General features: G+C 66.3%; 21 protein-coding genes. 10 read left to right on the top strand and 11 right to left on the bottom strand.

Going from position 1 to position 22,674, the window contains the following annotated elements:
* Positions 1-9: 9 nt before the first annotated feature.
* The gene (locus KV110_RS31915) at positions 10-996 is read right to left on the bottom strand and encodes an AurF N-oxygenase family protein (RefSeq protein ID WP_218470886.1); all 987 of its coding nucleotides are present in this window, start codon (positions 994-996) and stop codon (positions 10-12) included.
* A gap of 220 nt (positions 997-1,216) precedes the next feature.
* Here KV110_RS31915 and KV110_RS31920 point away from each other — a divergent pair, with 220 nt between their 5' ends.
* Positions 1,217-1,930 carry a class I SAM-dependent methyltransferase gene (locus tag KV110_RS31920; RefSeq protein ID WP_246634113.1) on the top strand — a complete coding sequence of 238 codons (714 nt, stop codon included), beginning with the start codon at positions 1,217-1,219 and terminating at the stop codon, positions 1,928-1,930.
* Between the two features lie 175 nt (positions 1,931-2,105).
* On the opposite strand, the gene KV110_RS31925 is transcribed toward KV110_RS31920, so the two are convergent.
* Complete coding sequence (locus tag KV110_RS31925; protein ID WP_218470887.1) at positions 2,106-3,296, bottom strand: lipase family protein; 1,191 nt, start codon at positions 3,294-3,296, stop codon at positions 2,106-2,108.
* A 609-nt stretch (positions 3,297-3,905) separates the two neighbouring features.
* Between KV110_RS31925 and KV110_RS31930 the strand changes: the two genes are divergently transcribed.
* The 3 genes from KV110_RS31930 to KV110_RS31940 all read left to right on the top strand — a co-directional run bounded on the left by KV110_RS31930 (position 3,906) and on the right by KV110_RS31940 (position 6,974).
* The gene (locus tag KV110_RS31930) at positions 3,906-4,418 is read left to right on the top strand and encodes a mycothiol transferase (protein ID WP_218470888.1); all 513 of its coding nucleotides are present in this window, start codon (positions 3,906-3,908) and stop codon (positions 4,416-4,418) included.
* A 117-nt stretch (positions 4,419-4,535) separates the two neighbouring features.
* The gene (locus tag KV110_RS31935; RefSeq protein ID WP_246634114.1) at positions 4,536-6,362 is read left to right on the top strand and encodes a PDR/VanB family oxidoreductase; all 1,827 of its coding nucleotides are present in this window, start codon (positions 4,536-4,538) and stop codon (positions 6,360-6,362) included.
* 18 nt (positions 6,363-6,380) lie between these two features.
* Complete coding sequence (locus KV110_RS31940) at positions 6,381-6,974, top strand: PadR family transcriptional regulator (RefSeq protein ID WP_218470889.1); 594 nt, start codon at positions 6,381-6,383, stop codon at positions 6,972-6,974.
* On the opposite strand, the gene KV110_RS31945 is transcribed toward KV110_RS31940, so the two are convergent.
* Positions 6,971-7,546 (bottom strand): TetR/AcrR family transcriptional regulator, encoded by a 576-nt coding sequence (locus KV110_RS31945; protein ID WP_218470890.1) that lies wholly within the window; start codon positions 7,544-7,546, stop codon positions 6,971-6,973. The genes KV110_RS31940 and KV110_RS31945 overlap by 4 nt on opposite strands.
* 71 nt (positions 7,547-7,617) lie before the next feature.
* Here KV110_RS31945 and KV110_RS31950 point away from each other — a divergent pair, with 71 nt between their 5' ends.
* The 4 genes from KV110_RS31950 to KV110_RS31965 all read left to right on the top strand — a co-directional run bounded on the left by KV110_RS31950 (position 7,618) and on the right by KV110_RS31965 (position 11,952).
* Positions 7,618-8,721, top strand: a complete 1,104-nt coding sequence (locus KV110_RS31950; protein ID WP_246634115.1) for an amidohydrolase family protein — start codon at positions 7,618-7,620, stop codon at positions 8,719-8,721.
* Positions 8,722-8,749: 28 nt separating this feature from the next.
* Positions 8,750-9,940 (top strand): GDSL-type esterase/lipase family protein, encoded by a 1,191-nt coding sequence (locus tag KV110_RS31955; RefSeq protein ID WP_218470891.1) that lies wholly within the window; start codon positions 8,750-8,752, stop codon positions 9,938-9,940.
* Between the two features lie 40 nt (positions 9,941-9,980).
* The gene (locus KV110_RS31960; RefSeq protein ID WP_218470892.1) at positions 9,981-10,802 is read left to right on the top strand and encodes an acyl-CoA thioesterase; all 822 of its coding nucleotides are present in this window, start codon (positions 9,981-9,983) and stop codon (positions 10,800-10,802) included.
* Between the two features lie 181 nt (positions 10,803-10,983).
* Complete coding sequence (locus tag KV110_RS31965) at positions 10,984-11,952, top strand: lipase family alpha/beta hydrolase (protein WP_218470893.1); 969 nt, start codon at positions 10,984-10,986, stop codon at positions 11,950-11,952.
* Between the two features lie 90 nt (positions 11,953-12,042).
* Here the strand turns inward: KV110_RS31965 and KV110_RS31970 are convergent, their stop codons facing one another.
* Both KV110_RS31970 and KV110_RS31975 read right to left on the bottom strand, forming a co-directional pair.
* Positions 12,043-13,044 carry a CAP domain-containing protein gene (locus KV110_RS31970; protein WP_218470894.1) on the bottom strand — a complete coding sequence of 334 codons (1,002 nt, stop codon included), beginning with the start codon at positions 13,042-13,044 and terminating at the stop codon, positions 12,043-12,045.
* Positions 13,045-13,103: 59 nt separating this feature from the next.
* A complete protein-coding gene (locus KV110_RS31975; protein ID WP_218470895.1) occupies positions 13,104-13,778 on the bottom strand; it encodes a hypothetical protein in 675 nt (224 codons plus the stop codon).
* A gap of 844 nt (positions 13,779-14,622) precedes the next feature.
* Here KV110_RS31975 and KV110_RS31980 point away from each other — a divergent pair.
* Entirely contained in the window at positions 14,623-15,603 is a 981-nt protein-coding gene (locus KV110_RS31980; RefSeq protein ID WP_281427698.1) for a LysR family transcriptional regulator, read from the top strand.
* A gap of 123 nt (positions 15,604-15,726) precedes the next feature.
* Here KV110_RS31980 and KV110_RS31985 read toward each other — a convergent pair whose 3' ends face one another.
* The 5 genes from KV110_RS31985 to KV110_RS32005 all read right to left on the bottom strand — a co-directional run bounded on the left by KV110_RS31985 (position 15,727) and on the right by KV110_RS32005 (position 19,659).
* Positions 15,727-16,431: a DUF8020 domain-containing protein gene (locus KV110_RS31985; protein WP_218470897.1), complete on the bottom strand. Its 705-nt coding sequence runs from the start codon at positions 16,429-16,431 to the stop codon at positions 15,727-15,729.
* A 187-nt stretch (positions 16,432-16,618) separates the two neighbouring features.
* Entirely contained in the window at positions 16,619-17,920 is a 1,302-nt protein-coding gene (locus tag KV110_RS31990) for a lysine N(6)-hydroxylase/L-ornithine N(5)-oxygenase family protein (RefSeq protein WP_218470898.1), read from the bottom strand.
* Entirely contained in the window at positions 17,917-18,165 is a 249-nt protein-coding gene (locus tag KV110_RS31995; protein WP_218470899.1) for a phosphopantetheine-binding protein, read from the bottom strand. Before KV110_RS31995 ends, KV110_RS31990 begins: the two co-directional genes overlap by 4 nt.
* A gap of 31 nt (positions 18,166-18,196) precedes the next feature.
* Positions 18,197-18,844 (bottom strand): isochorismatase family protein, encoded by a 648-nt coding sequence (locus tag KV110_RS32000; protein ID WP_218470900.1) that lies wholly within the window; start codon positions 18,842-18,844, stop codon positions 18,197-18,199.
* A gap of 35 nt (positions 18,845-18,879) precedes the next feature.
* The gene (locus KV110_RS32005) at positions 18,880-19,659 is read right to left on the bottom strand and encodes an SDR family oxidoreductase (protein WP_246634116.1); all 780 of its coding nucleotides are present in this window, start codon (positions 19,657-19,659) and stop codon (positions 18,880-18,882) included.
* A 191-nt stretch (positions 19,660-19,850) separates the two neighbouring features.
* Between KV110_RS32005 and KV110_RS32010 the strand changes: the two genes are divergently transcribed.
* Entirely contained in the window at positions 19,851-21,401 is a 1,551-nt protein-coding gene (locus KV110_RS32010; protein WP_246634811.1) for a (2,3-dihydroxybenzoyl)adenylate synthase, read from the top strand.
* An 18-nt stretch (positions 21,402-21,419) separates the two neighbouring features.
* Here KV110_RS32010 and entS read toward each other — a convergent pair whose 3' ends face one another.
* Positions 21,420-22,673 carry an enterobactin transporter EntS gene (entS, locus tag KV110_RS32015; protein ID WP_218470903.1) on the bottom strand — a complete coding sequence of 418 codons (1,254 nt, stop codon included), beginning with the start codon at positions 22,671-22,673 and terminating at the stop codon, positions 21,420-21,422.
* Position 22,674: the final 1 nt, after the last annotated feature.

A 22,674-nucleotide genomic window follows, 5' to 3' on the forward strand; every position in this document is an offset into this window, starting at 1 on the left:
CTCGCGAACTCAGGAGTGGGTGCGTACGGGTTCGCCGCGGTAGCGGGCCGGGTTGCCGTCGATCCGCAGGATCCGCCACGCCAGCTTCGCGGCCGGATTCAGCAAACCGATGTCCGCCGCGAGCATTCTGGCCTCACCGAAGAAGTCACGTCGCCGAGCCCGGGCTTCGGGGCTGCGCCAGAACAGTTCTCGGCGGATGCCGCGCGGGATGTCGAACTCCCGGAACAGCGAACGAGGCGGCTTCACGATCAAGTCGCAGGCGATGAACATGATGATGGGGTAAGCCAGTGACAGTGTGCCGCGCTGCACCCGACCCAGCTTGGGCACCCGGTGGCGCAGGTATTCGTGCGCGAAGGCGATGTGCCGCGCTTCCTCGGCGATGTGGATCCGCATCACGTCGCGCATGATCGGATGCACGTCCTCGCCCGCACGCAATACCTGCTTCTGCACGTGGTCGATGGGCTCCTCGCCCGCGAGAACGGCGACGAAGAAGGTGGTCGGGAAGAATCGGCCGAGCAGCGGCACCAGCGGTCCGAGCAGCTTCATGATCCGGCCCATGCCGGGCACATCCGCACCGATGCGGTTCACCATCTCCTGGAACATCAGGGTGTGGTTGATTTCTTCGGCGACCTCGTGGTTGAGGTACCGGAATTCGCCGGAGCCGTTGGGCACCACGGCGAACAGGTAGTTCATCACGCCGCCGATCAGCAGTTCCTCGAACTGCAGACCCACCTTCGCGATGTTGGCCTGCCGCCACATCCCGATCTCGATCTTGCGCTCTTCGGGGAGCGCCAGGTACCAAGGATGAGCGCCGAGCGGATCGGTCGAAGCCGGAAGGATCCAGCGTGGATCGTTCGGTATCACCGCCCACTCGGGGGACTCCCAGTCGATCTCGGTGTATGGATCGAAGTGCTTGTTCACCGAGCCTTCGGAGAGCGTCGTCAGGATCGCCGCGTACGCGGTCCGAGACGGCGCCGTTGCCGACTGTGTTGCCATGACGTCTACCTCATATCCAGTCGAGGTTAATGTGACACACGTTAACGGTAACACCCTGTCTCACACATTTCCAGACCAGAGATCATCAGCGCCCTCCCCCAAACCGCCCCACCCGCCCGGCACGGGCCCGTTCATGATCAACGGGACATGGTGGCGGACCGCTCTCGGGCGACGCCGCCACGATGTTCCGCTGATCATGGTGGTGGCCGAGAATGGGTTGGTGACAGGAGAATTCGTTCGCCTTCTCGATGACCGTGCGTTGGAGAGATCGTCGGTGGTGGCGAACAATGCGATGAACCGTGGGCGGGGGCTGTCCGGGGTGAACAGTTATGCGCGGGACCTCGGGTTCGATCCCTACCAGCGGCTGGTCGATACGTTGCGGGGCGATGCGGGTGCTTCGATCAGCTGGATCGACATGTGCTGCGGTTCGGGACGGGCACTGCTGGAGACGGAGGAACTCTTCGCACGGGAATTCCCCACGGCCGACGTCTCGCTGCTCGGAATCGACCTGATCGACTACTTTCTCGCGACCCCACGCACCCCACGTTTGCGGCTGATCGCGGCCAGCGCGCACGAATGGCGCCCCAAGGACACCGCTCACCTGGTTACCTGCGTACACGGCCTGCACTACATCGGCGACAAATTGGCCCTGCTGTCAGCGATGGCGCAGTGGACAGCACCCGGCGGATCGTTCGTTGCCCACTTCGACCCGCACTCCATCCGGCACCCCGACGGTTCCTCGGCAGCACGCAAGGTTCTGGCGAACCTCCGCGCCGCCGGACTGACCTACGACCGCCGCAACCACCGCATCTCGGCCCACGGCCCTCGGCCACTACATTTCTCGGCCGTCTATCGCGGAGCCGACGACAAGGCTGGCCCTGGCTACACCGGTCAACCCGCAGTCGCGTCCTACTACGACTGGTACGGCCACTGAGGACCATCGGCCCGCCATACCTTGGCGATTCGATCCCGGTGCGGAACGAGTCAGGTGCTCGGCGAGGCCGATCGGCGCACTGGTTGCGCCGATCGGCCTCGCCGGGATTGCGTTGGTACTCGCGAAGGAACTATCTGATCAGTCTGGAGGTGACTTCTTCTTCAGGGACAGCCCGTTACGCGCAATTGCTCGGGGCGGGTCTGCCGTCGAATCGGCCGTCGAGCCAGTTGATCATCGAGGGGAAGCCGAGTACGGCGGCGGTGAGGTGGTCGGGGCTGGGGAACAGCTCGGACTCCACCGGCACGCCCGCGCGGCAGTAGCGGTGGACGGTGTTGGTGATCGCATCCAGCGGAATGACGTTGTCCTGCGGGGAATGCCATTCGAAGATCGGCGCGTCGGGCACGCCGTCGTAGAGTTCAACGCTGTTCTCGTCGGCCACCGCCCAGGCTTTCGGATCATGCGCGAGGACAAGGTCTTTCGCGTACTCCGGCAGGCTGTGGCCGACACCTTTCGCGAGCAGTTCGTTGGTGCAGCTGTTGGCGATCGACCTGGCGGCCGCGAGCCCCTTCTCGTTCAACGCGCTGCTGATCGGCAGCCGGTCGGGATACTCGCGCTCCATCCCGAGCACCGCGGCCATGCCGAGGCCGAACGCCGGGTGCTGGTTGTGCCCGATGGCCCAGCCCATCGTCGTCAAGTTCATCGGGGTACCGCCCTCGGCGGCGCCGACGATGTTCAGCTCCGGCGCGTACTTCGGCGCGAGCGCGGCGGCCCAGGCGGTCGCCATGCCGCCACCGGAGTAGCCGGCCAGCGCCACCGGGCTCTTGCCGACAGCGAGCTGCGGCAGTCGCTGCGCGGCGCGGACCCCGTCGAGGGTGATCTGGCCACCCAATTTCGCTGCGCCATAAGCACTCGTCGGGCCGAGGTGATCCGGCAGGGTGACGGTCCACCCGCGCAGCAGCGCGACGTTCAACACCGGTGCGAACGGGACGATGAAGTTCGGATCGTTGGCGTAGAGCGAGTGCGAGATCGCGCACTGGGTGCCGAGCCCGTTGATGATGTGCTGGAAGGACAGCAGCGGCGCGTCCGGCCGGTGACCGCGCGGGGTCACCACCGTGGTGGTCGCCGCGATCGGCTTGCCCTGGGAGTTGGTCGAGCGGAACTTGATCAGGGTGACCGTGGCGGTGGGAAAAAAGAACAGCGGCGGCATCGGACGGGTCTCGAGCACGTCCCCGGGCGCCTTGCTGGCGATATCCGCCGGTGCGGCGTAGAACGGGTCCGGGTCCGGATTCGGATAGATCGGCTGGGCGTGCGCGGTGACCGTCCCGGCGGAGGCCATGACAGCACTGATCGTCAGCGCGCCCAGCATCGCAAGGATCGGCCTGAATTTCCTACCGCCGCCGACCGGCCGAAATAGTCGTCTACCCACTGGTGTGATACCTCCGCTGCATCGCAAGAATTGTCAGGTGATCCGGTGAACTGATTTCGCGCGCGCGACACGCCAAAAGACCCTAACCCGCCACAAGAGATAGCCGAAGCGGTACGAAAGTGTCGTAGGTTACATGCGGCTCTAATATCGAGAACGCTGTGCGCAAGTTGTTACGCCCACGCTGGCCACAGTGCCGATGACCAGGCAGTTTGCCATGGCAATAATGGATCTATCAACGCTGTGTAGGCCAACTTAATTTGTCTGTAGTTTCTCTTGAAAGGCTTCTCGAGACTCACCGGCAATTGTCCGAATCTGACGTACCCCTCAGTTGTCCATCCCGTTGCTGTCGTTCGGTCAGAGTAATGGTGAGGACCGCACCAGTCTATCCGTGCACGTACCGACGCGAAAAATTCACACGCCCCTAACGAGGTGCTCCGTCGGAATTCACTGCACATGGGTCACGATCGCCCCGGCGGCCCCACCACCCCCTGTGTCACGCCCCACCGGATGCGGGAATAATGAACTGCTCCCAGACGATTGGACCCGATCATGACTAGCGCTGATTTGTTGGTCGATGCCTTCGGCCGAGTTCGAGAGAACGTCCACGCAGCGGTGCCCGGCCTGACCCGCGACGAGCTCGCGGCCCGACTCGACCCGGGCGCCAACTCCATTGCCTGGCTGGTCTGGCATCTGACCCGGGTGCAGGACGACCACATCGCCGACGCCGCGGGTAGCGAGCAGGTCTGGACGGCGGCGGGCTGGGCCGAGCGCTTCGGCTTGCCGTTCGACGACGCAGCCACCGGCTATGGCGACAATCCCGACGAGGTAGCCCAGCTCGGCGCGGTCTCGGCGGATCTGCTCCTCGGCTATCACGATGCGGTGCACGCACGGACGGTCGACTACGTCTCCGGACTCACCGACGCCGACCTCCCCCGTGTCGTGGACACTCGCTTTGATCCCCCGGTCACCCTCGGCGTCCGGCTGATCAGCGTCGTCGACGACGACATCCAGCATGCGGGCCAGGCCGCCTTCATCCGCGGAGTTTTGTTGCGCCGCAGATAGACCCGCCACCCGTCGGACGTCGGGTACCGAATCAGGGTGATCCCTGATGGCAGCGGGGAAACCGGTCTACATACTCAAATAGTCGATATCGACTAATTGAGTATGCGGAGACGCCCCATGACCGTCCAGGCCCCCACCCGTCCGAAGACGCCCCCCGCCCGCGGTCCCGAACCACCGCCGCGCAGTACCCGAATCATGTTGTGCGGCTTCATGTTCCTGGCCATCGCCGCCGCCGTGCTGCCTCCTGTCTTTCCCGCCGCCCTGCCGACGATGCGCGTCCCGATGTGGTACTTGCTCGCCGCCCTCAGCGGCGGCCTCGCGGTGCTGCTCACCGCACGACCGGCCACGCCGCGCCTGGTAACGCTCGCCCTCGGCTGGCTACTGGTCATATCGACAGTGCTGCAAGCATTTGTCGTCGGGGACCTGACAGCGATGTTCGCGACCTGGCTGACTGTGCCGATCCTGGCGCTCCTTGCCGGGCAGCTGCGGCCAAGGCCGCGTAAGGCGCTCGTTGCCGCGCATGTGGTCGCCTCGGCGTGCTGGGTCGGTATCGCCCTCACCGTCGCGGCCATCTCGGTGGTCGCGATGACCACCAGCGACATCGAGACCAGCCGGGTGAGCTATGACCTGATGGCGACCTTCGACATCACGCTGCTGCCGTGGGCGAATTTCGCCACGATCCTCACCGGCCTCGCCCTCGGCATCACCACGAGTTGGGGCCTGATCCGGTACTACTGGGTGGCCATCAAACTCACCATCGCGGTGGGAATCCTGTTCGTGGCGTTCGGCTTTCTGCACGACGCACTCGAGCGCGCGGCGGCGGAGGCCGAGCACCTGGCCGCGATCGGCGGCACAACCGCGCAACTCGGTTCCGCCGCCGACGTGGCCTGCTGGGGCTTCGGCGGTTCAACGCTCAGTCTCGTTGCGGCGGTACTGCTCTCGCTGTACAAGCCCGGCGGCAAGACCAGACGCGGCCGCCGACTCCTCCAGGGCGGTCGCCGTAGTCAGCAGATTCAGGCGGTGATCGCCGATACCCGCACCATCGCTGACGACACAGTGGCACTGACCCTGCAAGCCGCCGGCGACCGAGCATTGCCGAGGTGGCAACCCGGCGCACACATCGACCTGGTGCTGCCGTCCGGTCGGGTGCGCCAATACTCCCTGTACGGCGACCCGGCCGACACCGGCACCTATCGGGTAGCCGTGCTGCGTGAACCGGACGGTCGCGGCGGGTCGACCGAGATCCACGACTTGCCGAAAGGCACGAACCTCGATATTCGCGGCCCGCGCAACAACTTTCCCCTCGTCGAGGCCGCCACGTACCTGTTCATAGCGGGCGGAATCGGCATCACGCCGTTCCTGCCGATGATCCACCGGCTCCACGAGGCAGGCGCGGACTGGCGGCTGATCTACCGCGGGCGATCCCTGCCGACTATGGCATTCGCCGACGCACTCACGCGCCAATACCCGGACCGCATCACGCTGCTGCCCGCCGACACCCATCCCCGACCGGACCTGGACGACCTGCTCCGCAACACTCTCGAAGGCGTCGCGGTGTACTGCTGCGGTCCCGAAGAACTGCTCACCGCAATGGAATCCGCGATGGCGCAGTGCCCGCACGGGACCCTGCACACCGAGCGTTTCGCCGCGAGCAATCGCGCCGCCGAAACCCCGAACACCCCGTTCGAGGCCGAGCTGCGACGCTCAGGTGTAGTGGTCCGCGTGCCGGAGAACCGCACCCTGCTGTCGGTCATCCAGGACATCGACCCCACCGTGGACCTGTCTTGCGAGGACGGCGTGTGCGGCAGTTGCGCCACTCGGGTGCTGGCCGGAATCCCCGAACACCGCGACGACGTCCTGCAAGCCGATGAGCGTGATCGCGTCGATATCATCTACCCCTGCGTGTCTCGCGCCCGCGGCGCGCGCATCGTGCTCGACGTATAGGAGTAGAAGGAGGGTCCCGTGGCTGCTCGGCGGGACCCGCTGCACAATCCGCTCGCCCTCGTCGTGCTCGCGTACCTGATCGAACGGCCGATGCACCCCTACGAGCTCGGCAAGCTGCTCAAAGAGCGCAACGCCGACCGCAGCATCGAATACAAGCACGCTTCGCTCTATATGGTGGTCGACCAATTGACCCGGGCCGGCTATCTCGAAGCGCAGCACACCGAACGCGCGGGTCAGCGCCCGGAGCGCACCATCTACCGCCCCACCGAATCCGGCAAGTCCCGACTCTTGGAGCGGATGCGGGAGATGGTGTCGGTGCCGAGCACCGAACACCGGCAATTCGAGGCGGCACTGTCGTTGATCGTGGTGTTGCCGCCGGAGGAAGTACCCGGGCTACTGGCCCAGCGACAACTCACCCTCGCCGAGCAAGCCGAACAGCAACGCTCCCTCATCCGCGCCGCCGACGACGTCGACCCGCTGTTCCTCATCGAATACCACTACCGGCTCGAAATGATCGAGGCCGAACAACGATTCATCGAACGCTTCCGCGACCTGATCCAGCAGAACCCGGCGGCCCTCGGTCAGTTCTGGCAGCAGCTGCACTCTCCTTAGGCCGCGGCCGGGGGCCAGTTTCTGAGGACCGCGTCGAGGGCGTCCAAGGCCCTGGACCAGGAGTCCTCCACATCGCGGGGATGGCTGCGGTAGCGGCCCGCGGTTTCCAGGCTCACGTATCCGAAGAAGGTGCCGTGCAGTAGGCGAATCGCATCGGTCTGGTCGGGCTCGGACAGGTCGTAGCCGCGCAGGATCGCCCGGGTCATCTCCGCGTGGCGGCGTGCCGCGCTGGCGGCCGCCGTCTCCGGGTCCAGGTCGAGTTGGGTCGCGGCGTACCGGCCCGGATGCTTCTTCGCGTAGTCCCGATAGGCGTTGGCGAAAGCCACCAGCGCATCCTTGCCCGCACGACCCGCCAGCGCGTCGGCGACATGGTCGGCGAGCTCCGCCAGTGCCAGCACCGCCACCCGCACCCGCAGGTCGCGCGCGTTCTCGAAGCGCGAGTACAGGCTGGCGTCCTTGACGCCGAGTCGTCGGGCCAGCGCCGAGACGGTCACGTTGTCGAAGCCGACCTCGTCGGCCAGGTCCGCCGCCGCTTGGACCAAGCTTTCGCCAGTCATCCTCGCGCGTGCCATGCCGTTCTCCTCATGTGCGTAAAGCCTAGGGTATTTGCCTAGTGGTCCTAGGTAGTTTAGCGTATATACTTGTGAAATCAGCTAGCGAGTGCGACCAAGGGCAGACCTCCATCACCAACGCTCCGGTTTCCCGCACCACGCGCCCTACCGAGTTCGGCCGAATCTTTCCGCCGGACGAGAACTGGCTGGCACAACAGGCGCCCGAAGACATCCTGTTGCCCGAATTGCCCATAATCGACCCCCATCATCACCTCTGGTACCACCCTGGATTCCGTTATCTGCTGGAGGAATTCGCCGCCGACACGGGCAGCGGCCACCGTGTGATCGGTACGGTCCACGCCGAGTGCATGTCGGCCTACCGAGCCGACGGGCCCACCGAGCTGCGGCCGGTCGGCGAGACCGAGTGCATCGCGACCTTGGCGGCCGCCAGCGACGCGGCGGGTGGCCCGACCAGGGTGGCCGCCGGGATCATCGGACGCGCCGACTTCGACCTCGGGCCCGACATCGTCGACAACGTCATCGAGCACCACATCACCGCGGGTCAGGGTCGCTTCCGCGGCCTGCGGTACGCGGCGAGCTGGGACGCGAGCGCAGCGATAAAGCTCGGTCATCCCGGCGCTCGCCCGCATATGCTCGCCGAGCCCGCCGTTCGGGACTGCGCGCGGGTGGTCGCCGACCGCGATCTGACACTCGACCTGTGGATCCTGTTCCCCCAACTCGCCGATGCCGCCGAGCTGGCCGACGCGATTCCCGACCTGCGGCTGGTGCTCAACCACTGCGGCGCACCCCTGGGCTTCGGCCCCTACGCCGTCGACCGGGACGAGCACTTCGCCACCTGGGAACGCGGCATCCGGGAAGTGGCGCGGCGGCCGAACGTGGTCTGCAAGCTCGGCGGCCTCCTTGCCACCGCCGCCGCCTACGACTACCGCATCGCGCCCATGCCGCCGACCTCGGAAGAGCTTGCCGCCCGATGGCGTCCGTGGTTCGACACCTGCATAGATGCCTTCGGTCCACAGCGATGCATGTTCGAAAGCAACTTTCCCGTGGAGAAGATGGGGACCGGGTACGCGACGCTGTGGAACACCTTCAAACGACTCGCGTCCGGCGCCTCACACACCGAACTGACGTCGATGTTCTCGGAAACCGCCCGCCGGACATACCGACTGGCGCGGTAACTCTCCGCGACCTCGTAAGGAACCCACCATGACAGACTGGATCACTACCCCGATCGAATCCCGCATCCTGCGTGGCGCGCTCGATCTGGAACACACCGCACACGGCGTGCTGCCACACCGGCTGCCCGCGTGGGCGCGCAAGCAGTTCCCCGACAATTATCTGGCGATGGTCGAGGCCCAACCCACCGGCGTGCGGCTGGCCTTCCGGACCGCGGCGACCGCCATAGAGCTGGATGCGCTGCCCACCAGAATCGTCTATCAAGGCGCGCCGCCGCCTCCGAATGGCGTCTACGAACTGCTCGTGAACGGTGAGCCTGCCGGTCGCGCCAGCGTGCCGGGCGGCACCCGGCACATTACCGACATGGCCACCCAATCCACCGTCACCGAGCCCGGATCGGCAGGCACCATCCGATTCACCGGACTGTCCGCCGACCCGAAGGATGTCGAAATCTGGCTCCCGCACACCGAGATCACCGAATTGGTCGCGCTGCGTACCGACGCACCGGTCGAGCTGGCCACGGACCGCGGCCGCCCGGTGTGGCTGCACCACGGCAGTTCGATCAGCCACGGCGCCAACGCCGACCGCCCGACCGCGACCTGGCCCGCGCTGGCCGCGGCCAGGGGCGGGGTCGACCTGATCAACCTGAGTCTGCGCGGCAACTGCCTGCTCGATCCGTTCGTCGCGCGCACCATCCGGGACACCCCGGCGGACCTGATCAGCCTCAAGATCGGCATCAACCTGGTCAATACCGACCTCATGCGGTTGCGTGCCTTCACCCCGGCGGTGCATGGCTTCCTCGACACCATCCGCGAGGGTCACCCGAGCACGCCGCTGCTGGTCGTCTCCCCCATCCTCTGCCCCATCCACGAGGACACCCCGGGCCCCGGCACCCTCGAATTCGACGGCAAGCGAGTGATTTTCCGCGCGCTCGGTGACCCGGCGGATCGGGCGGCCGGGCGGCTGACCCTCAATATCATCCGCGACGAACTCGCCCGCCTCACCAAGCAACGCGCGGCCGACGACGCGAACCTGCACTATCTCGATGGCCGTTCGCTCTACGGCGAACCGGACTTCGTCGAGCTGCCCCTGCCCGACCAGCTCCACCCAAACACCGCCACTCACCGCCGCATCGGAGAACGCTTCGGCGAGTTGGTATTCGGTGACGACGGCGTGTTCGCCGCCGTAGCAGGCCGCCAGCAGAACCACGGGCAGCCTTAGCGGTACCGTCGGAGGCCAGCCGGACCGCTAGGAGCCACCGTTGACTCGAATGATCGCCCCGCCACATCCCTTCGACGCCGCTATCGAGCTGGCGCCCGCCGGAGACGGGAATTTCACCGGACACACCACCCCGGACTACGCCAACATGGTCGGCCCGTTCGGCGGGATCACCGCGGCCACCTTGGTGCGTGCGGTGCAACAGCATCCGGAGTGCCTCGGTGAACCGGTGTCGATCACGGTCAACTACGCGGGCCCGATCGCCGAGGGCCCGTTCTCGATATCGGCACATCCGGTCCGGACCAACCGGACCACCCAGCACTGGACGCTGTCGCTGGACCAGAACGGCGCTGTCTCGACGACCGCGACGGCCGTATTCGGCACCCGCCGCGAGACCTGGGCGGGCACCGAAGCCGCGGCGCCCATCGTTCCGCCGGCCGAAACCGTCGCGCCCGAACAGTTTCCCGAGTTCATCGCGTGGGCCCGCAACTATGAGATGCGGTTCGTCGAGGGCGGCCTACCCAGCCCCGACGCCGGTGAACAACCCACCTCCACCACCACGCTGTGGACCCGCGACGTACCGGCTCGGCCGCTGGACTATCCGGCGCTGACTGCCCTCAGCGACGTGTTCTATCCCCGGGTGGTACTGCGCCTCGGCCGACTGGTGCCCGCGGGCACTGTGTCGCTCACGGTGTACTTCCACGCGGACAACGACCTGCTCGCAGACCAATCCGATCGCCCGGTGCTCGCCACCGCCCGGTCCCACCGATTCGGCCTTGGGTTCTTCGACCAATCGGCTCAACTGTGGGGACACGACGGAGCGCTGCTCGCGACGAGTCACCAGTTGGTGTACTTCAAAGGCTGACCGCGCGGGCGACGAGGGTTCGACCTGCCGAAATCTCTCGAACATGCTGTGGCGCTTGATCAACTGAAGCTGACCGAATGGGCGGTGACAAAGACAATAAGGTGTCAACCGGGCTGTTCTGTTGCGGTCACTCGCCGGACAGCTCGGGGGTCTGGACTCGGTGCGAGAAAGGGGTCCAGTTATGCGTCCAACCCCCATTGCCTGGATGACCATTGCCGCGATCGCTGCCGGCGTCCTCGCGTCGCCGACCGCCGCGGCCGAGCCGAGCGGTACGCCGGGGTCGGGATCTCGCTATCCGGTCTCCTACCTGTTCAACGATGCGGTGCAGCGGGAGGCGGAGCATCCCGGCGCGCCACCGACCGGCGCGAACGATTGGGCGTGCAAACCCAGTGCGCGCCATCCCGATCCGATTGTGCTGGTGCACGGCGGGCCCGAGACCGTGCGATTGGACTGGGGTGCGCTCGCCCCGCTGCTGGCGAACAACGGCTACTGCGTGTTCGCCCTGACTTACGGTGCGATCCCGGGGATGCCACCACCGCTCGGCGTGCTCGGCGGCCTGCTGCCGATCGAGCAGAGCGCACAGCAGTTGCGTGATTTCATCATCAAGGTGCGATCGGCGACCGGCGCGCACAGCGTCGACATCGTCGCGCACTCGGAAGGCAGTCTGGTCGCCGACTACTACGCCAAGTTCCTCGGCGGGGCCAACAAGATCGGCCGACTCGTCTCGATCGGTCCGGGCTGGAACGGCACCAGCTCCCTCGGGTTCGGGGCCCTCTTCACGGCGCTTGCCGCCAGAACGCGGCTGACGCCGGTGCTCAGCGCCGTCGTGGATCCGGTCTGCGCCGCCTGCTTGCAGATTCAGACCGGCTCGGAATTCCTGCGCAAGCTCACCGCCGGTGGCGCGGCGGTGCCCGGCGTCGCCTACACCAATATCGTCACCACCCACGACGAATTCGTGGTGCCCTACTCCAGCGGGCTGCTGCAAGGTCCGGACGTCGCCAACCATGTCGTCCAGGACTACTGCCCCGGCGATCTGACCGACCATCTGCTACTGCCCTATGACAAAGTGGTCGCCCAGCTCGTGCTCAACGCACTGGATCCGAGCGACACCGCACACCCCACTTGCACGAGTACTCCACCGAACAGCTGACCGCCGCACCACGACAAAAGGCGCCGCCGGACTCGTCGTCGAGTCCGGCGACGCCGCTCTGGTCCTGAGGCTTCCGCAGTTAGCCGCGTGCTACCAGCGGCCCTGACCGACGAGCTTTCGGAAGAAGTCGTTCACCGGCGCATCGAAGCCGTTGCTCCACGGATCCCAAGACGAATCACCCCCGTTGTTCGACGGCGAATCGAACCCATTACTCCACGGATCCCAGGACGAGTCAGCGCCGTTGCCCGAGTCGGCCGTGCCCCACGGATCCCACGACGAATCACCCCAGGGATCCCACGAGTTACCCCCGTCTCCGGGAGCTGAATCGGTGTTGTCACCCCATGGGTCCCAAGACGAGTCACCGTTATCCGAACCATCGCCCCAGGGATCCCAGGAATCGCCGCCATTGTCCGAAGGCGAATCGGAGCCGTCGCCCCACGGGTCCCACGGCGAATTGTCCCCATTGTCCGGAGCGCCATCGGAGCCATCACCCCAAGGGTCCGAGGGCGATCCGTCGCCCGAAGGTTTGTCGCCGCCATCCGAAGGCTTACCGGCTCCGGGCTTACCGGCCCCGTCATCAGCAGGCTTACCACCGCCGGGCTTGTCGGCGTCGCCTTTCCGGTTGGACGTACCGAAATCCTGTGTCCAGTAAGGGGTGCCATTGCCGCTCTTGGCATAGCCGACGCCGATGTCGCGGAGTCCGCAGTTCAGGATGTTGGCGCGGTGACCCGAGCTGTTCATCCACGCATCGACTACCTCGGACGGACTCCTTTGCCCCTCGGCGATATTCTCCGCCCAGGTCTGCGCCCGATAGCCCGCCGCGCGGATCCGATCGCCCGGATCGCCTTTCGACGAGTTGTGATCCAAGAAGCCGCCCGCGGCCATATCCTCCGTGTGGGCCTGCGCGGCTTCGGTGAGCTGACTGTCGGCTTTCAAGGCGGGACAGCCGGCCTTGGCGCGTTCATTATTGGTGAGGCTGACCACCGCGTCGGCGGCGGATTGGCCTGATGGTGCGGCCTGGGCCGCGGGTGCTCCGGCAACGGCGCACAGCGCGAAAGCCGATACGCCGACCGCGGTGGAAAAGGTCAACATTGTTGCGGGGGAAAAACGCACAATTTCCTTCGAGAGTCGTAATGCCTATATGACGCGTATCAGTTGTTCGTGCTTGGGCCGAGCGAGAGCGGACTCCAGTCGTTGTCCTCGGGGGGCGCGACGGTCGCGTGCCGTGCCTTCGGGCTCGGGCTGCCGTTGCCGCCGGTGAGCAGCTGGACCAAACCCCTCGCCAGTACCGGGCCGACCTCCTTGGCCAGCGCCTTCAGCACGGTCTCGAGCGGACCGGCCAGCGCCGCGCTACCGGAAGCGAGCTCGCCCGCGCTGCCGGTGAGCGCCGAGCTACCGCTGCCACCGCCCTTCGCAAGCGCTTCGAGAGCGGAGCTACCGGTGTTCAGGATCGAACTGCCCGCGTCGAGCAGATCCGCATCGCCCTTACCCGGCTTGGCGGTGTTGCCCGGCTTGCCGTGCTTGCCGGTGCCACCCGGCTTGGCGGCCGGTCGATCGGTGCGCGGGGACGGCCGCTTGGCGGGGGTGGGAGTAACACCTTCCGGACGGTTGGGGTGCTGGTAGGAGGCGGGCGCCACCGCGGTCGCCGCCACCTGCTTCGGCGGCGCCACCCACACGTCGTCACTGACCGTCGCGTTGGTCCCGTTCGCGATGGCCTGTCCCGCACCGGCGTTGGCGGAAACCGCCAGGCTGATCAGCGTGGCCGTGGACAGCACTGCCACGCGCGCAGGGACGACATTATTTCGTGGTGCGCTGTGCTTCCCCATGAGATGCCTTCCTTCGAAATGATCGATGGCGAAGCCGACAGCCCACCGCTTGGTACGACCGGATTCGAACTTGCTGGTCGGAGCCGTTCGACCGCCGCTCTGCGGTCAAGTACGCGGCGTCACGGGCTGCCGGCTTCCGTTTCGGAGCGTAGAACTCGCCAGAGCGGCGAACAAGCAAGGCCGGGGCTTCTTACATCGAATCAAGATCCGATTAAGAGACACTTCGGACACGCGATCACAGCCAGATCACACAACCAAGTCGCCGCCGATCACCGCGAGATCACATTGCGGTTGCAGGTCGCCGACCGGCCCGATTTCTCGGTGAATTATCGTGAATGCGAAGCCCATGTCGGAATTGTCCGATCAGCCCCGGTTGTTAGCCGAACTCACATTGCTTCAGCTTTCCTTGAATTAGCACCATACGAAGGCCCTTTGTGGTCAAAATGGTTGCGCGCCGGGTTCCTTCGAGTACGCAGGAAGGGCACCACCCATCGGCGAACGAACAGCGATCCCCCCAGGTAACAGGTGTGTACGAGTGATTCAGTTGAAGCTACAAAGTGATACAGGCCACAGGCAGGTTTAGCGTGACGTAACGTTTGACGTAGCGATCGCCGCAGTAGATACTGCTTGCACACCAATCGGCGTTACATCTCGAAGGCAGACCTTTCCGGCACTCGCCACATCAATTCGCGGATGAACGCACAGTAAACGAAAGAATGTGATGTGCTTGCCGGTCGATGTCGACCGACACTTGCTACGACTCGGCGACGGAATGCTCACTTAATTTTCAGTGATGGACCGAAGGTGCGGCGAATGAGCCGACGGCTCGATACGAAGGTTGCCGATGTCTGATTACCCCTTGCTTACCGCTAATACAATCACGCTGCGACAGTTCGATTACTTCGTGAACTCGGTGCAACTGGGTTCGCTGTCGGCTGCGGCAAGGAGGTTCGGAATAACCCCGTCCGCGATGTCGCAGCAGATCGACGCGCTGGAGAGTTCACTCGGCCGTAAGCTGTTCGATCCACGGTCGCGGCGGTCGCGGCTCACGAAGTTCGGCCGGGAGTTCTTCGCCCAGGCCTCCGATGTCGTCGACTCCGCCCGTCAGGCGATGGCCATGGGCCAGACCTTCGGCGACGGTGTGATGACCGTTGGAACAACACCGACGATCGCGCAGAAACTGCTGCCGCCGCTGATCTATCGAATGCGCCACGAACGCAACATCGACAGCATCGAGGTGCGCTCGTTCACCGATCTCCGCGAGCTCTACGCGACACTGGACGAGGGTGCCCTCGATCTCGCGGTCGGACCGCTCGAACAGTCCACCTCGAAGGTCGTGCACTGCTTCGGCGAGGAAGAACTCGTCGTCGTCTGCCATCACAGTCACCGCAACAGCTTCGACGGCTCATGGAAACAGCTGGTCGAGGCGCCGTGGATTCGCTGCGGTTCGAATTCCGATCTCACCGACGCCGTTTCGCGGGAGGCGGGCCGCGCCGGAGTACACATCCGTTTCACGGTCCGCGCGCCAGACGTGACCACCGCACTGAGCCTGGTGGAACACGGCGTCGGCATCGCCCTGGTGCCGAAAATGGCGCTGCACGGATCATCCCGGCACGTCTCCATCATTCGACTGCCCCGGCCGATCCGGCGTGAACTGACCGTGCACGCCAGAGACAAGTCACAGCACGTAGAGAAGTTCCTCGAGGCGATCACCGATTCCGATCTCGTCCGAAAGTTCGGTGCCGCAGGCCTGTTGGAAACCCGCAGAACGGAACCGACAGTGGTGCGCCGGGAACCGGTACCCGCACAGCCGCTGTCGAACTGAGGCGTCAGCCGCGCGGTCGTGCCGGTGATTCACCGGCACGACCCACATAACGAAAAGTGCCGCAGGGCCCGGCTTTCCGGTCCTGCGGCACTTTCGGTCTGAACCTTCAGCGGTTCACCGGCATTACTTGGCCGGCGGCACGAACGGCTGGTTGATGGTGGTGAAGTACTGAATCGCCGCACCGATCGCGAAGGGCGCGGTAATGAAAATCTGTCCCGCGATCGTGCCCAGCGCGCCCATGGCCGCCGCGCCGCCGAGGCAGCCCGCGATGATGCCACCGACGAACGGACCGAACAGGCCGACAATGGTGCCACCGACGACCAGTCCGCCCAGCGCGCCACCGAGCACACAGCCGACAGCCGCGCCGCCGAGCCCGCCCACGAGCGTGGCAATGCTGGCACCAAGGCTGATCGTGCCGGTCATCCGGCTCCACGCAGCCTGCTCACGGTCGTACTCGCTCTTCCAGGGCGCCTTGTCCTCGAACGGCAGGGCAACCGGCTTGTAGACGGCCTTGTCCATCGCCAACTGCGGAGTCAAAGTAGCGGTGCGGCCCGCGATATCGGCGGCGATGGGGAATTCGAAGTCATCCACCCGGAACTTCAACGGGGTGCCCGCGACGACGGTGCCGTCGGCGGCCTTGATCTTCAGCGCGTCGTCCTCGACGACGATGGAACCGGCATCGATGGAAACGATGGACTGCGTGTCGGTGGCCTTGGCGGTGAAATTGATCGGCGCGTCAGCGGCCGGTTCGGCGATCGCGGTGCCCGCGGTGACGCCGAGCGCGGCGATCAGCAGCGTGGCCGTCGCGGCGAAGTTCCTCATCAGCATTCTTGGAAATCCTTCATGGGTATGGTCGGGACGCCTGAGCTTAGGTTAGCCACACCTAATCCTGTCAACACCGTCGATTCCCCATCGGTCACCGGCTACCGGCATGCGGCACCGTCCCGGCGGCCCAAGGCGGACACCGGGATACCTGCGACCGCCGGGTCGGCGGCACAACGGATTCGACGTGGCGCTACCTCCCCGCCCGTTCGCCCGATCGATCGGCCCGTGCACCGGAACGCGCGATGGACCGGACGATCTCGCCGGTCCGCACCGCGATATTGGACAGCAGCGACGACGAGAGCCCATGGGTGTGCTCGGTGCCGCCCTGCAGATAGATGTCGCCGGGCAGCGGCGCGGTCGGCACCAACCGGTAGTCCCGTGTCACCTGCGGTCCGGCAGTGTCGAAGGCCACGGATCCGGCCACTTCGCCGAGCAGGCCACGCACGTCGCCCGGCCGGAAACCGGTGGCGCACACCACCGCATCGCAGACCAGCGTCTCGGTGAGCCCGGTCGGGCCGTGCGTCACGTCGACCCGCACCCCGGCACCGGAATCATCGATGCCGGTGACCGCCGAGGCGCCGTGCATGAACAGCCGCCGGGTGCCTGCCACCCGTTCGGCGTACTCGTGCCCATACAGCTGCTCGATCAGCGAGGGCTCCACCGCGGAGTAGTTGGTGCCGCGGTGGTAGTTCATCAACTGCTTGCGCAACTCCGGTGAGGCCGCGTAGAAGTCGTCCACCGCCGCGGGGTCGAATACCCGGTTCGCGTACGGACTGTCGTCCGCGGGGCTGAGCCCGTATTTGCCGAAAACCGCGTGCACACAGGAATCTCGATAGCTCTGGTGCAAGTGCCCGACCACTTCGGCCGCGCTCTGCCCGGCCCCGATCACCACGAACCTGTTGTGCCGCAGCCGCGGTAGCGCGTCGAGCTGGGGCAACAGCCGATGGCTGTGGAACACCCGCTCGGTGGCCACCACGCCGTCCGGCAGGCGTGCCGAAAGGCCCACTGCCACCACGATATTCCGGGCCCGCAGCACACCATCGGCGCGGCCGCTTAGCCGGATCTCGAAGCAGTCACCGGTCGCGGCGACCGAGACCGCCGTGGTGCCGAAGTCCACCTGGACGTCCACCGTCCGTGCGGCCCAGCGCAAGTAGTCCTGGAACTCCAGGCGCGTCGGACGGAAGGTCTGCAGATTGATGAAGTCGGTGAGCCGGTCGTGCTCCTTCAGGTAGTTCAAGAAGCTGTATCGGCTACGGACATTGCGCTGCGTGACGAGGTCTTTGAGGAACGAGATCTGCATCGTCGCACCGGGCAGCAGCATCCCGGGATGCCATTCGAAGCGTTCTTTCGCCTCGACGAACCGGGCGGTGAGCCGCTGGCCCCGCGCGAGGTCGTGGTTGTGCTCCTCGAGCGCGATCGCCAACGCCAAATTCGATGGCCCGAAACCGATTCCGGCAATGTCGACGATCTCGTCCGCGACTTCGACCGTCATGCCTGATCCGCGGGTGCGAGGACATCGAGCCAGACGCTCAGTACCGGCTCGGCGGCCAGGGTCGCGAAGTCCGCCTGCTCGGCGCCGCCGGACCGCCACTTCTCCACCAGCGACATCAGCCGCACCGAATCCAGGCCCGCGTCCGTCAGATCCGCGTCTGCTGGCACCTCGTGCGGTGCCACACCCAACGCGGCCGCGACATCGGCGATCACGTCCTGGCGCCCGATCGTAGCCGACGTACTCATGGTTCTCCTCCGTGTGTTCCGCAGGCCCGCGTCAGGCCGCATTCGATTGCCGCAGCGCGTATTCCAGCGCGTCGGTCGTCGTCACCGCACCGCAGCGGCGGGCGACGTAGTTCATCGCCATCACGTGTTCGTCGCGCCCGAAGTCGGCGGTCGCGTCCAGCACGACGAACGGCTTGATGTCGTTCATGAACGCGTCCGCGGCGCTGAGCATGCAGCCCATGTGGGCGTATACCCCGGTGATGACGAGCTGATCGCGGTTGTAGTGATTCAGCAACTCGCGCAGGTCGGTCCGTTGAAAGGCGGAGTAGCGCCACTTGGTGACCTGAATGTCGGCCGGGCCGGGCGCGAGTTCGGTCACCACTTGGGTGGCCGGTCCGTTACTCAGCCCACTGCCCCAGAAATCCGCGAGAATGCCACGGCGCGAGGGATGTTGATCGCCGGGCTGCATGGTGTAGATGACCGGTATGCCCGCCGCGTTGCACTGTTCGCGCAGGCGCCGGATGTTCGCGGTGACGGTCGCGATCGGATCGCGGTCCGCCTGATACGCGTCGATGAAATACCGCTGCATGTCGTGGATCAGCAGCGCGGAGCGCGACGAATCCAGCGACCATGGCACCTGATTGGCGACGACGTCTTCGCGCGCCGGTATCGCATACGGTGCTATCGGCGGGATGGCCAACAGTCTTCTCCTGTTCGGTGGGTCGGTGCGGTCGGTCAGGCGTCGAAGGTCGCGCCGCCGTCGACGCGCAGGTCGTGCATGGTGATGTGGCGGGCCCGGCTGGAGGCCAGGAAGTAGATGCCCTCGGCGACGTCCTCGGCCTGCGCCACCCGGCGCAGTGGAATGCCGAGGCGAAAGTTTTCGGGGTCACCCGCGAGGACCCGATCGCGCGCCGCCGCCGGCAGTTCGGCGGCATCGTCGGTCCACATGGCGCGCAGCATGGCCGTGTCGGTGGAACCCGGCGACACCATGTTCACCCGGACGCCGCTGGCCGCCACCTCGAGTCCGAGGGCCATGGCGAAGGCCTTCGAGGCCGCCTTGGACGCACCGTAGGCCGCCATGCCGACCCGAGGGGTGGTGGCGGCATTCGACGTGACGACCACGATCGACCCCCCGCCGCGGGCGGCGAGCACGGCGGCGGCGCGCCTGGTGACATTCATCGTCCCGGTCGCGTTCACGGCGAGGCAGCGATCCCATTGGGCGCCGGTCAATTCCGCCACGGCACCCGTTTCCAGGACGCCCGCGGCGTGCACGACGGCTTCGATCGGACCGATACGCTCGACAGCGGCGGCGAAGGCGCGGTCGACGGAGTCCGCATCGGTCACGTCCACCTGCTCGGCATGTGTGACGCTCGCCACGCGGGTCGAGTGAATCTCGGATGCGGTGCGGTGCACCGACGGATCGTGATCCCAGAGCACGACCGGCACGGCCGACCTGGCGGCGAAGATCTCGGCCGCCGCCCGCCCGATGCCACCGGCGGCTCCGGTGATGATCACACCGCCTCCCAAATCACTCTCCCTGAACATATGCTTAGCCTAACCTTAATTCTTCATAGAAGTAAACCGGAGCCGTTTCGGTAAGAAGGAGTTCGAAAGTGCCGTCCCAATCTGACCTAACCCCTTGGCCCGCAGCAGAAGTCGAGGCCTACCGTGCGCTGGGGTACTGGACCGGCGAGACCTTCGGCGACATGCTCACCGCCCGCGCCACCGCGACGCCGGACGCGATTGCCGTGGTCGACGACCGGAACCGCTGGACTTACGCCGAGCTCGACGAACGCGCAAGGTCGCTGGCGTCCGGGTTCCTCGGGCTCGGCATCGCGCCGGGCGATCGGGTGCTGGTCCAGCTGCCCAATATCGCGGAGTTCGTCGAGGTGATCTTCGGACTGTTCTACGCTGGCGCGCTGCCGGTCTTCTGCCTGCCCGCGCACCGGCAGTCCGAGCTGATCCCGATCGCGCAGGCCAGTGGCGCGGTGGCGATGGTGACCTGCCACCACCACCAGACCTTCAACCACGCCACGCTCGCCGCGATCCTGCGCGACCACGCCGCCGACCTGCGGCACCTGATCATCGTCCCGGACCACAAGCGACCCGCGCTGCCTGGCGGCACGCATGCCCTCGACGACCTGCGGGCCGCACCGCGGGATCTGCCTGCCGTCGCCGCATCCGATATCGCGTTCCTGCAGCTCTCCGGCGGCAGCACCGGGATTCCGAAGCTCATCCCGCGCACGCACGACGACTACCTGTACAGCGTGCGGCGCAGCGCCGAGCTCTGCCGACTCGACAGCAGCAGCGTCTACCTCGCGGCTTTGCCGGTGGCACACAACTTCCCGATGAGCTCGCCGGGAATCCTGGGCGCGCTGTGGGCGGGTGGCACCGTGGCGCTGGCCATCGATCCCTCCCCCACCACCGCGTTCAGCGCGATCCAGCGGTTCTCGGTGACCATCACCGGACTGGTGCCGCCACTGGCCAGGCTCTGGGTGGAACGCGCGGAAGCCAGTACCGCCTATGACATTTCGAGCTTGCGGGTGCTGCTGGTCGGTGGCGCCCGCTGCCCGGACGAACTGGCCCGCCGCCTCGGCCCCGCCCTCGGCGTGACCGTGCAGCAGGTGTTCGGCATGGCCGAGGGCCTGGTCTGCTACACCAGGCTCGACGATCCCGAGGAAGTGATTCTCGGCACCCAGGGCCGCCCGATGTCCGAGCACGATCAGGTCGCCGTGGTCGACGAGCACGGCGACCCCGTCCCACCGGGCACCGACGGACTGCTGATCACCAAGGGCCCGTACACGATTCGCGGTTACTACCGCAATCCCGAAGCCAACGCGTCGTCGTTCACCGAGGACGGCTGGTACCGCACCGGTGATGTCGTGAACCTGCGCGCGGACGGCAACCTGGTGGTCAAGGGCAGGCTCGGCGACCGCGTCAACCGTGGCGGCGAGAAGATCTCCGCCGAGGAAGTCGAAGCACATCTGTTGGACCATCCATTGATCCGGGACGCGGTGGTGGTGTCGGTCCCGGACGAGCGGCTGGGCGAACGCAGTTGCGTGTTCGTGCTCGCCGCCGATCCCGCCACCCCGCCCGCGCTCGGCCAGATCCGCCAGTTCGTGCGCGAGCGCGGCGTGGCGACCTGGAAGATTCCCGATCTGCTCGAGGTCGTCGACAGCTTCCCGGAGACCGGTGTCGGGAAGATCAGCCGGCGCAGCCTGCGGGCCGAACTGAGTGCGCGAGCGGCCAATTCCTGAGGAACGGGCCGCCCGCGGTCAGTCGCGGCGATCGCCGACCGGTTGGTCGGCGATCGCGGTGGCCGACCAGACCGGACGCAGCGCGGCGCACAGCAGCACACCGAGAACCGCCGCACCGCAGCCGTAGACGAGCAGCGCCGTGTCGGCCGCGAAGTAGTTGCCGAGCACACCGGCGACCAGCGACCCGACGGCGGTGCCAGAAACCGCCTGCACCAGCCACAGACTCGATACCCTGCCGCGCAGGTCATCGGGCGTGTGCTGCTGTAGCACGGCGAATCGGAAGGTGTCGTTCACCGCACGGCCCAGCCCGAACCCGGCCAACCCGAGGACGGCGAAAATCGTTGTGCCGCCTGCTCCGACGACGATCAACGCGATCGGCAGCAGCGCCACCGAGGCGAGCAGCGCCCGCCCGTTGCGGTGCACCCGTCCGGTCCAGCCGCTGGTGAACAAGCCCACCAGCGCTCCGGCAGCGGGTGCGCCGTACAGCAGGCCCAGGACCGCGGGCCCCGTGCCGAGCACCGTGTCGGCGTAGGCGGGTAGCAACACCATCGGCCCGCTGACCAGCATGACCGCCATACCGACGAGCAGCGTCCCGCGCACCACCTGGTGGGTGGCGGCGAAACGCAGCCCGGTCAGCAGCGCTCGCAATGGGGGCTCGTGGACCGTTCCGGTGGGCGGATGTGCCCCGACTTCTTGGAACAGGGTCACCGTCAACGCCGTAGCGCCCGCAGCGACGAAGTAGGTCACCGACACGCCGCCCGCGGCGATGATCACACCGGCCAGACCGGGTGTGACAACGGTGCCCAACTCAGTGGTCAAGGTCATCAGCGCACCCGCCGCCGCCAGCCGGTCCCGGCCGACCAGCGCCGGGGTGAGCGCCATCAACGCCGAACTGCTCACCCCGCCCGCCACGCCGTCGAGCACGGCCGCGCCATAGATCACCGACAGCATCGGATGATCGAGCAGCGCGTTGATACCGAGGATCACGAAGCCGAGTCCCGCGAGCGAACGCGCCAGCTGAATGGTGCGCCGCCGATCGTGCCGATCGGCGAGCACCCCGCCGGACAGGCTGCCCGCGAACATCGCGACCGCGGTCACCACCGACACCCCCGCGACATGCAGGCTCGACCCGGTGAGCTGGTAGACCTGCACCGGCAGCGCCACCATCAGCAAACCGATGCCGAGCAGCGAGATCAGCCGTGCCGCAAAGACATAACGGAAGGCACGGCTGTCCCGCAGCGGTGAGACGTCGATGACCAATCGGCGCAACACG

It is taken from the genome of Nocardia iowensis (genome assembly GCF_019222765.1).
Lineage (GTDB): Bacteria > Actinomycetota > Actinomycetes > Mycobacteriales > Mycobacteriaceae > Nocardia > Nocardia iowensis.

Excerpts from the sequence above, each read along its gene's own strand:
- KV110_RS31990 (WP_218470898.1), bottom strand. The coding sequence starts at position 17,920 with ATGACGGTCGAAGTCGCGGACGAGATCGTCGACATTGCCGGAATCGGT.
- KV110_RS31930 (WP_218470888.1), top strand. The coding sequence starts at position 3,906 with ATGACTAGCGCTGATTTGTTGGTCGATGCCTTCGGCCGAGTTCGAGAG.
- KV110_RS32010 (WP_246634811.1), top strand. The coding sequence starts at position 19,851 with ATGCTCACCGCCCGCGCCACCGCGACGCCGGACGCGATTGCCGTGGTC.
- KV110_RS31935 (WP_246634114.1), top strand. The coding sequence starts at position 4,536 with ATGACCGTCCAGGCCCCCACCCGTCCGAAGACGCCCCCCGCCCGCGGT.
- KV110_RS31970 (WP_218470894.1), bottom strand. The coding sequence starts at position 13,044 with ATGTTGACCTTTTCCACCGCGGTCGGCGTATCGGCTTTCGCGCTGTGC.
- KV110_RS31925 (WP_218470887.1), bottom strand. The coding sequence starts at position 3,296 with ATGCTGGGCGCGCTGACGATCAGTGCTGTCATGGCCTCCGCCGGGACG.
- KV110_RS31915 (WP_218470886.1), bottom strand. The coding sequence starts at position 996 with ATGGCAACACAGTCGGCAACGGCGCCGTCTCGGACCGCGTACGCGGCG.
- KV110_RS31995 (WP_218470899.1), bottom strand. The coding sequence starts at position 18,165 with ATGAGTACGTCGGCTACGATCGGGCGCCAGGACGTGATCGCCGATGTC.
- KV110_RS31975 (WP_218470895.1), bottom strand. The coding sequence starts at position 13,778 with ATGGGGAAGCACAGCGCACCACGAAATAATGTCGTCCCTGCGCGCGTG.
- KV110_RS31965 (WP_218470893.1), top strand. The coding sequence starts at position 10,984 with ATGCGTCCAACCCCCATTGCCTGGATGACCATTGCCGCGATCGCTGCC.
- KV110_RS31980 (WP_281427698.1), top strand. The coding sequence starts at position 14,623 with ATGTCTGATTACCCCTTGCTTACCGCTAATACAATCACGCTGCGACAG.
- KV110_RS31955 (WP_218470891.1), top strand. The coding sequence starts at position 8,750 with ATGACAGACTGGATCACTACCCCGATCGAATCCCGCATCCTGCGTGGC.
- KV110_RS31945 (WP_218470890.1), bottom strand. The coding sequence starts at position 7,546 with ATGGCACGCGCGAGGATGACTGGCGAAAGCTTGGTCCAAGCGGCGGCG.
- KV110_RS31985 (WP_218470897.1), bottom strand. The coding sequence starts at position 16,431 with ATGCTGATGAGGAACTTCGCCGCGACGGCCACGCTGCTGATCGCCGCG.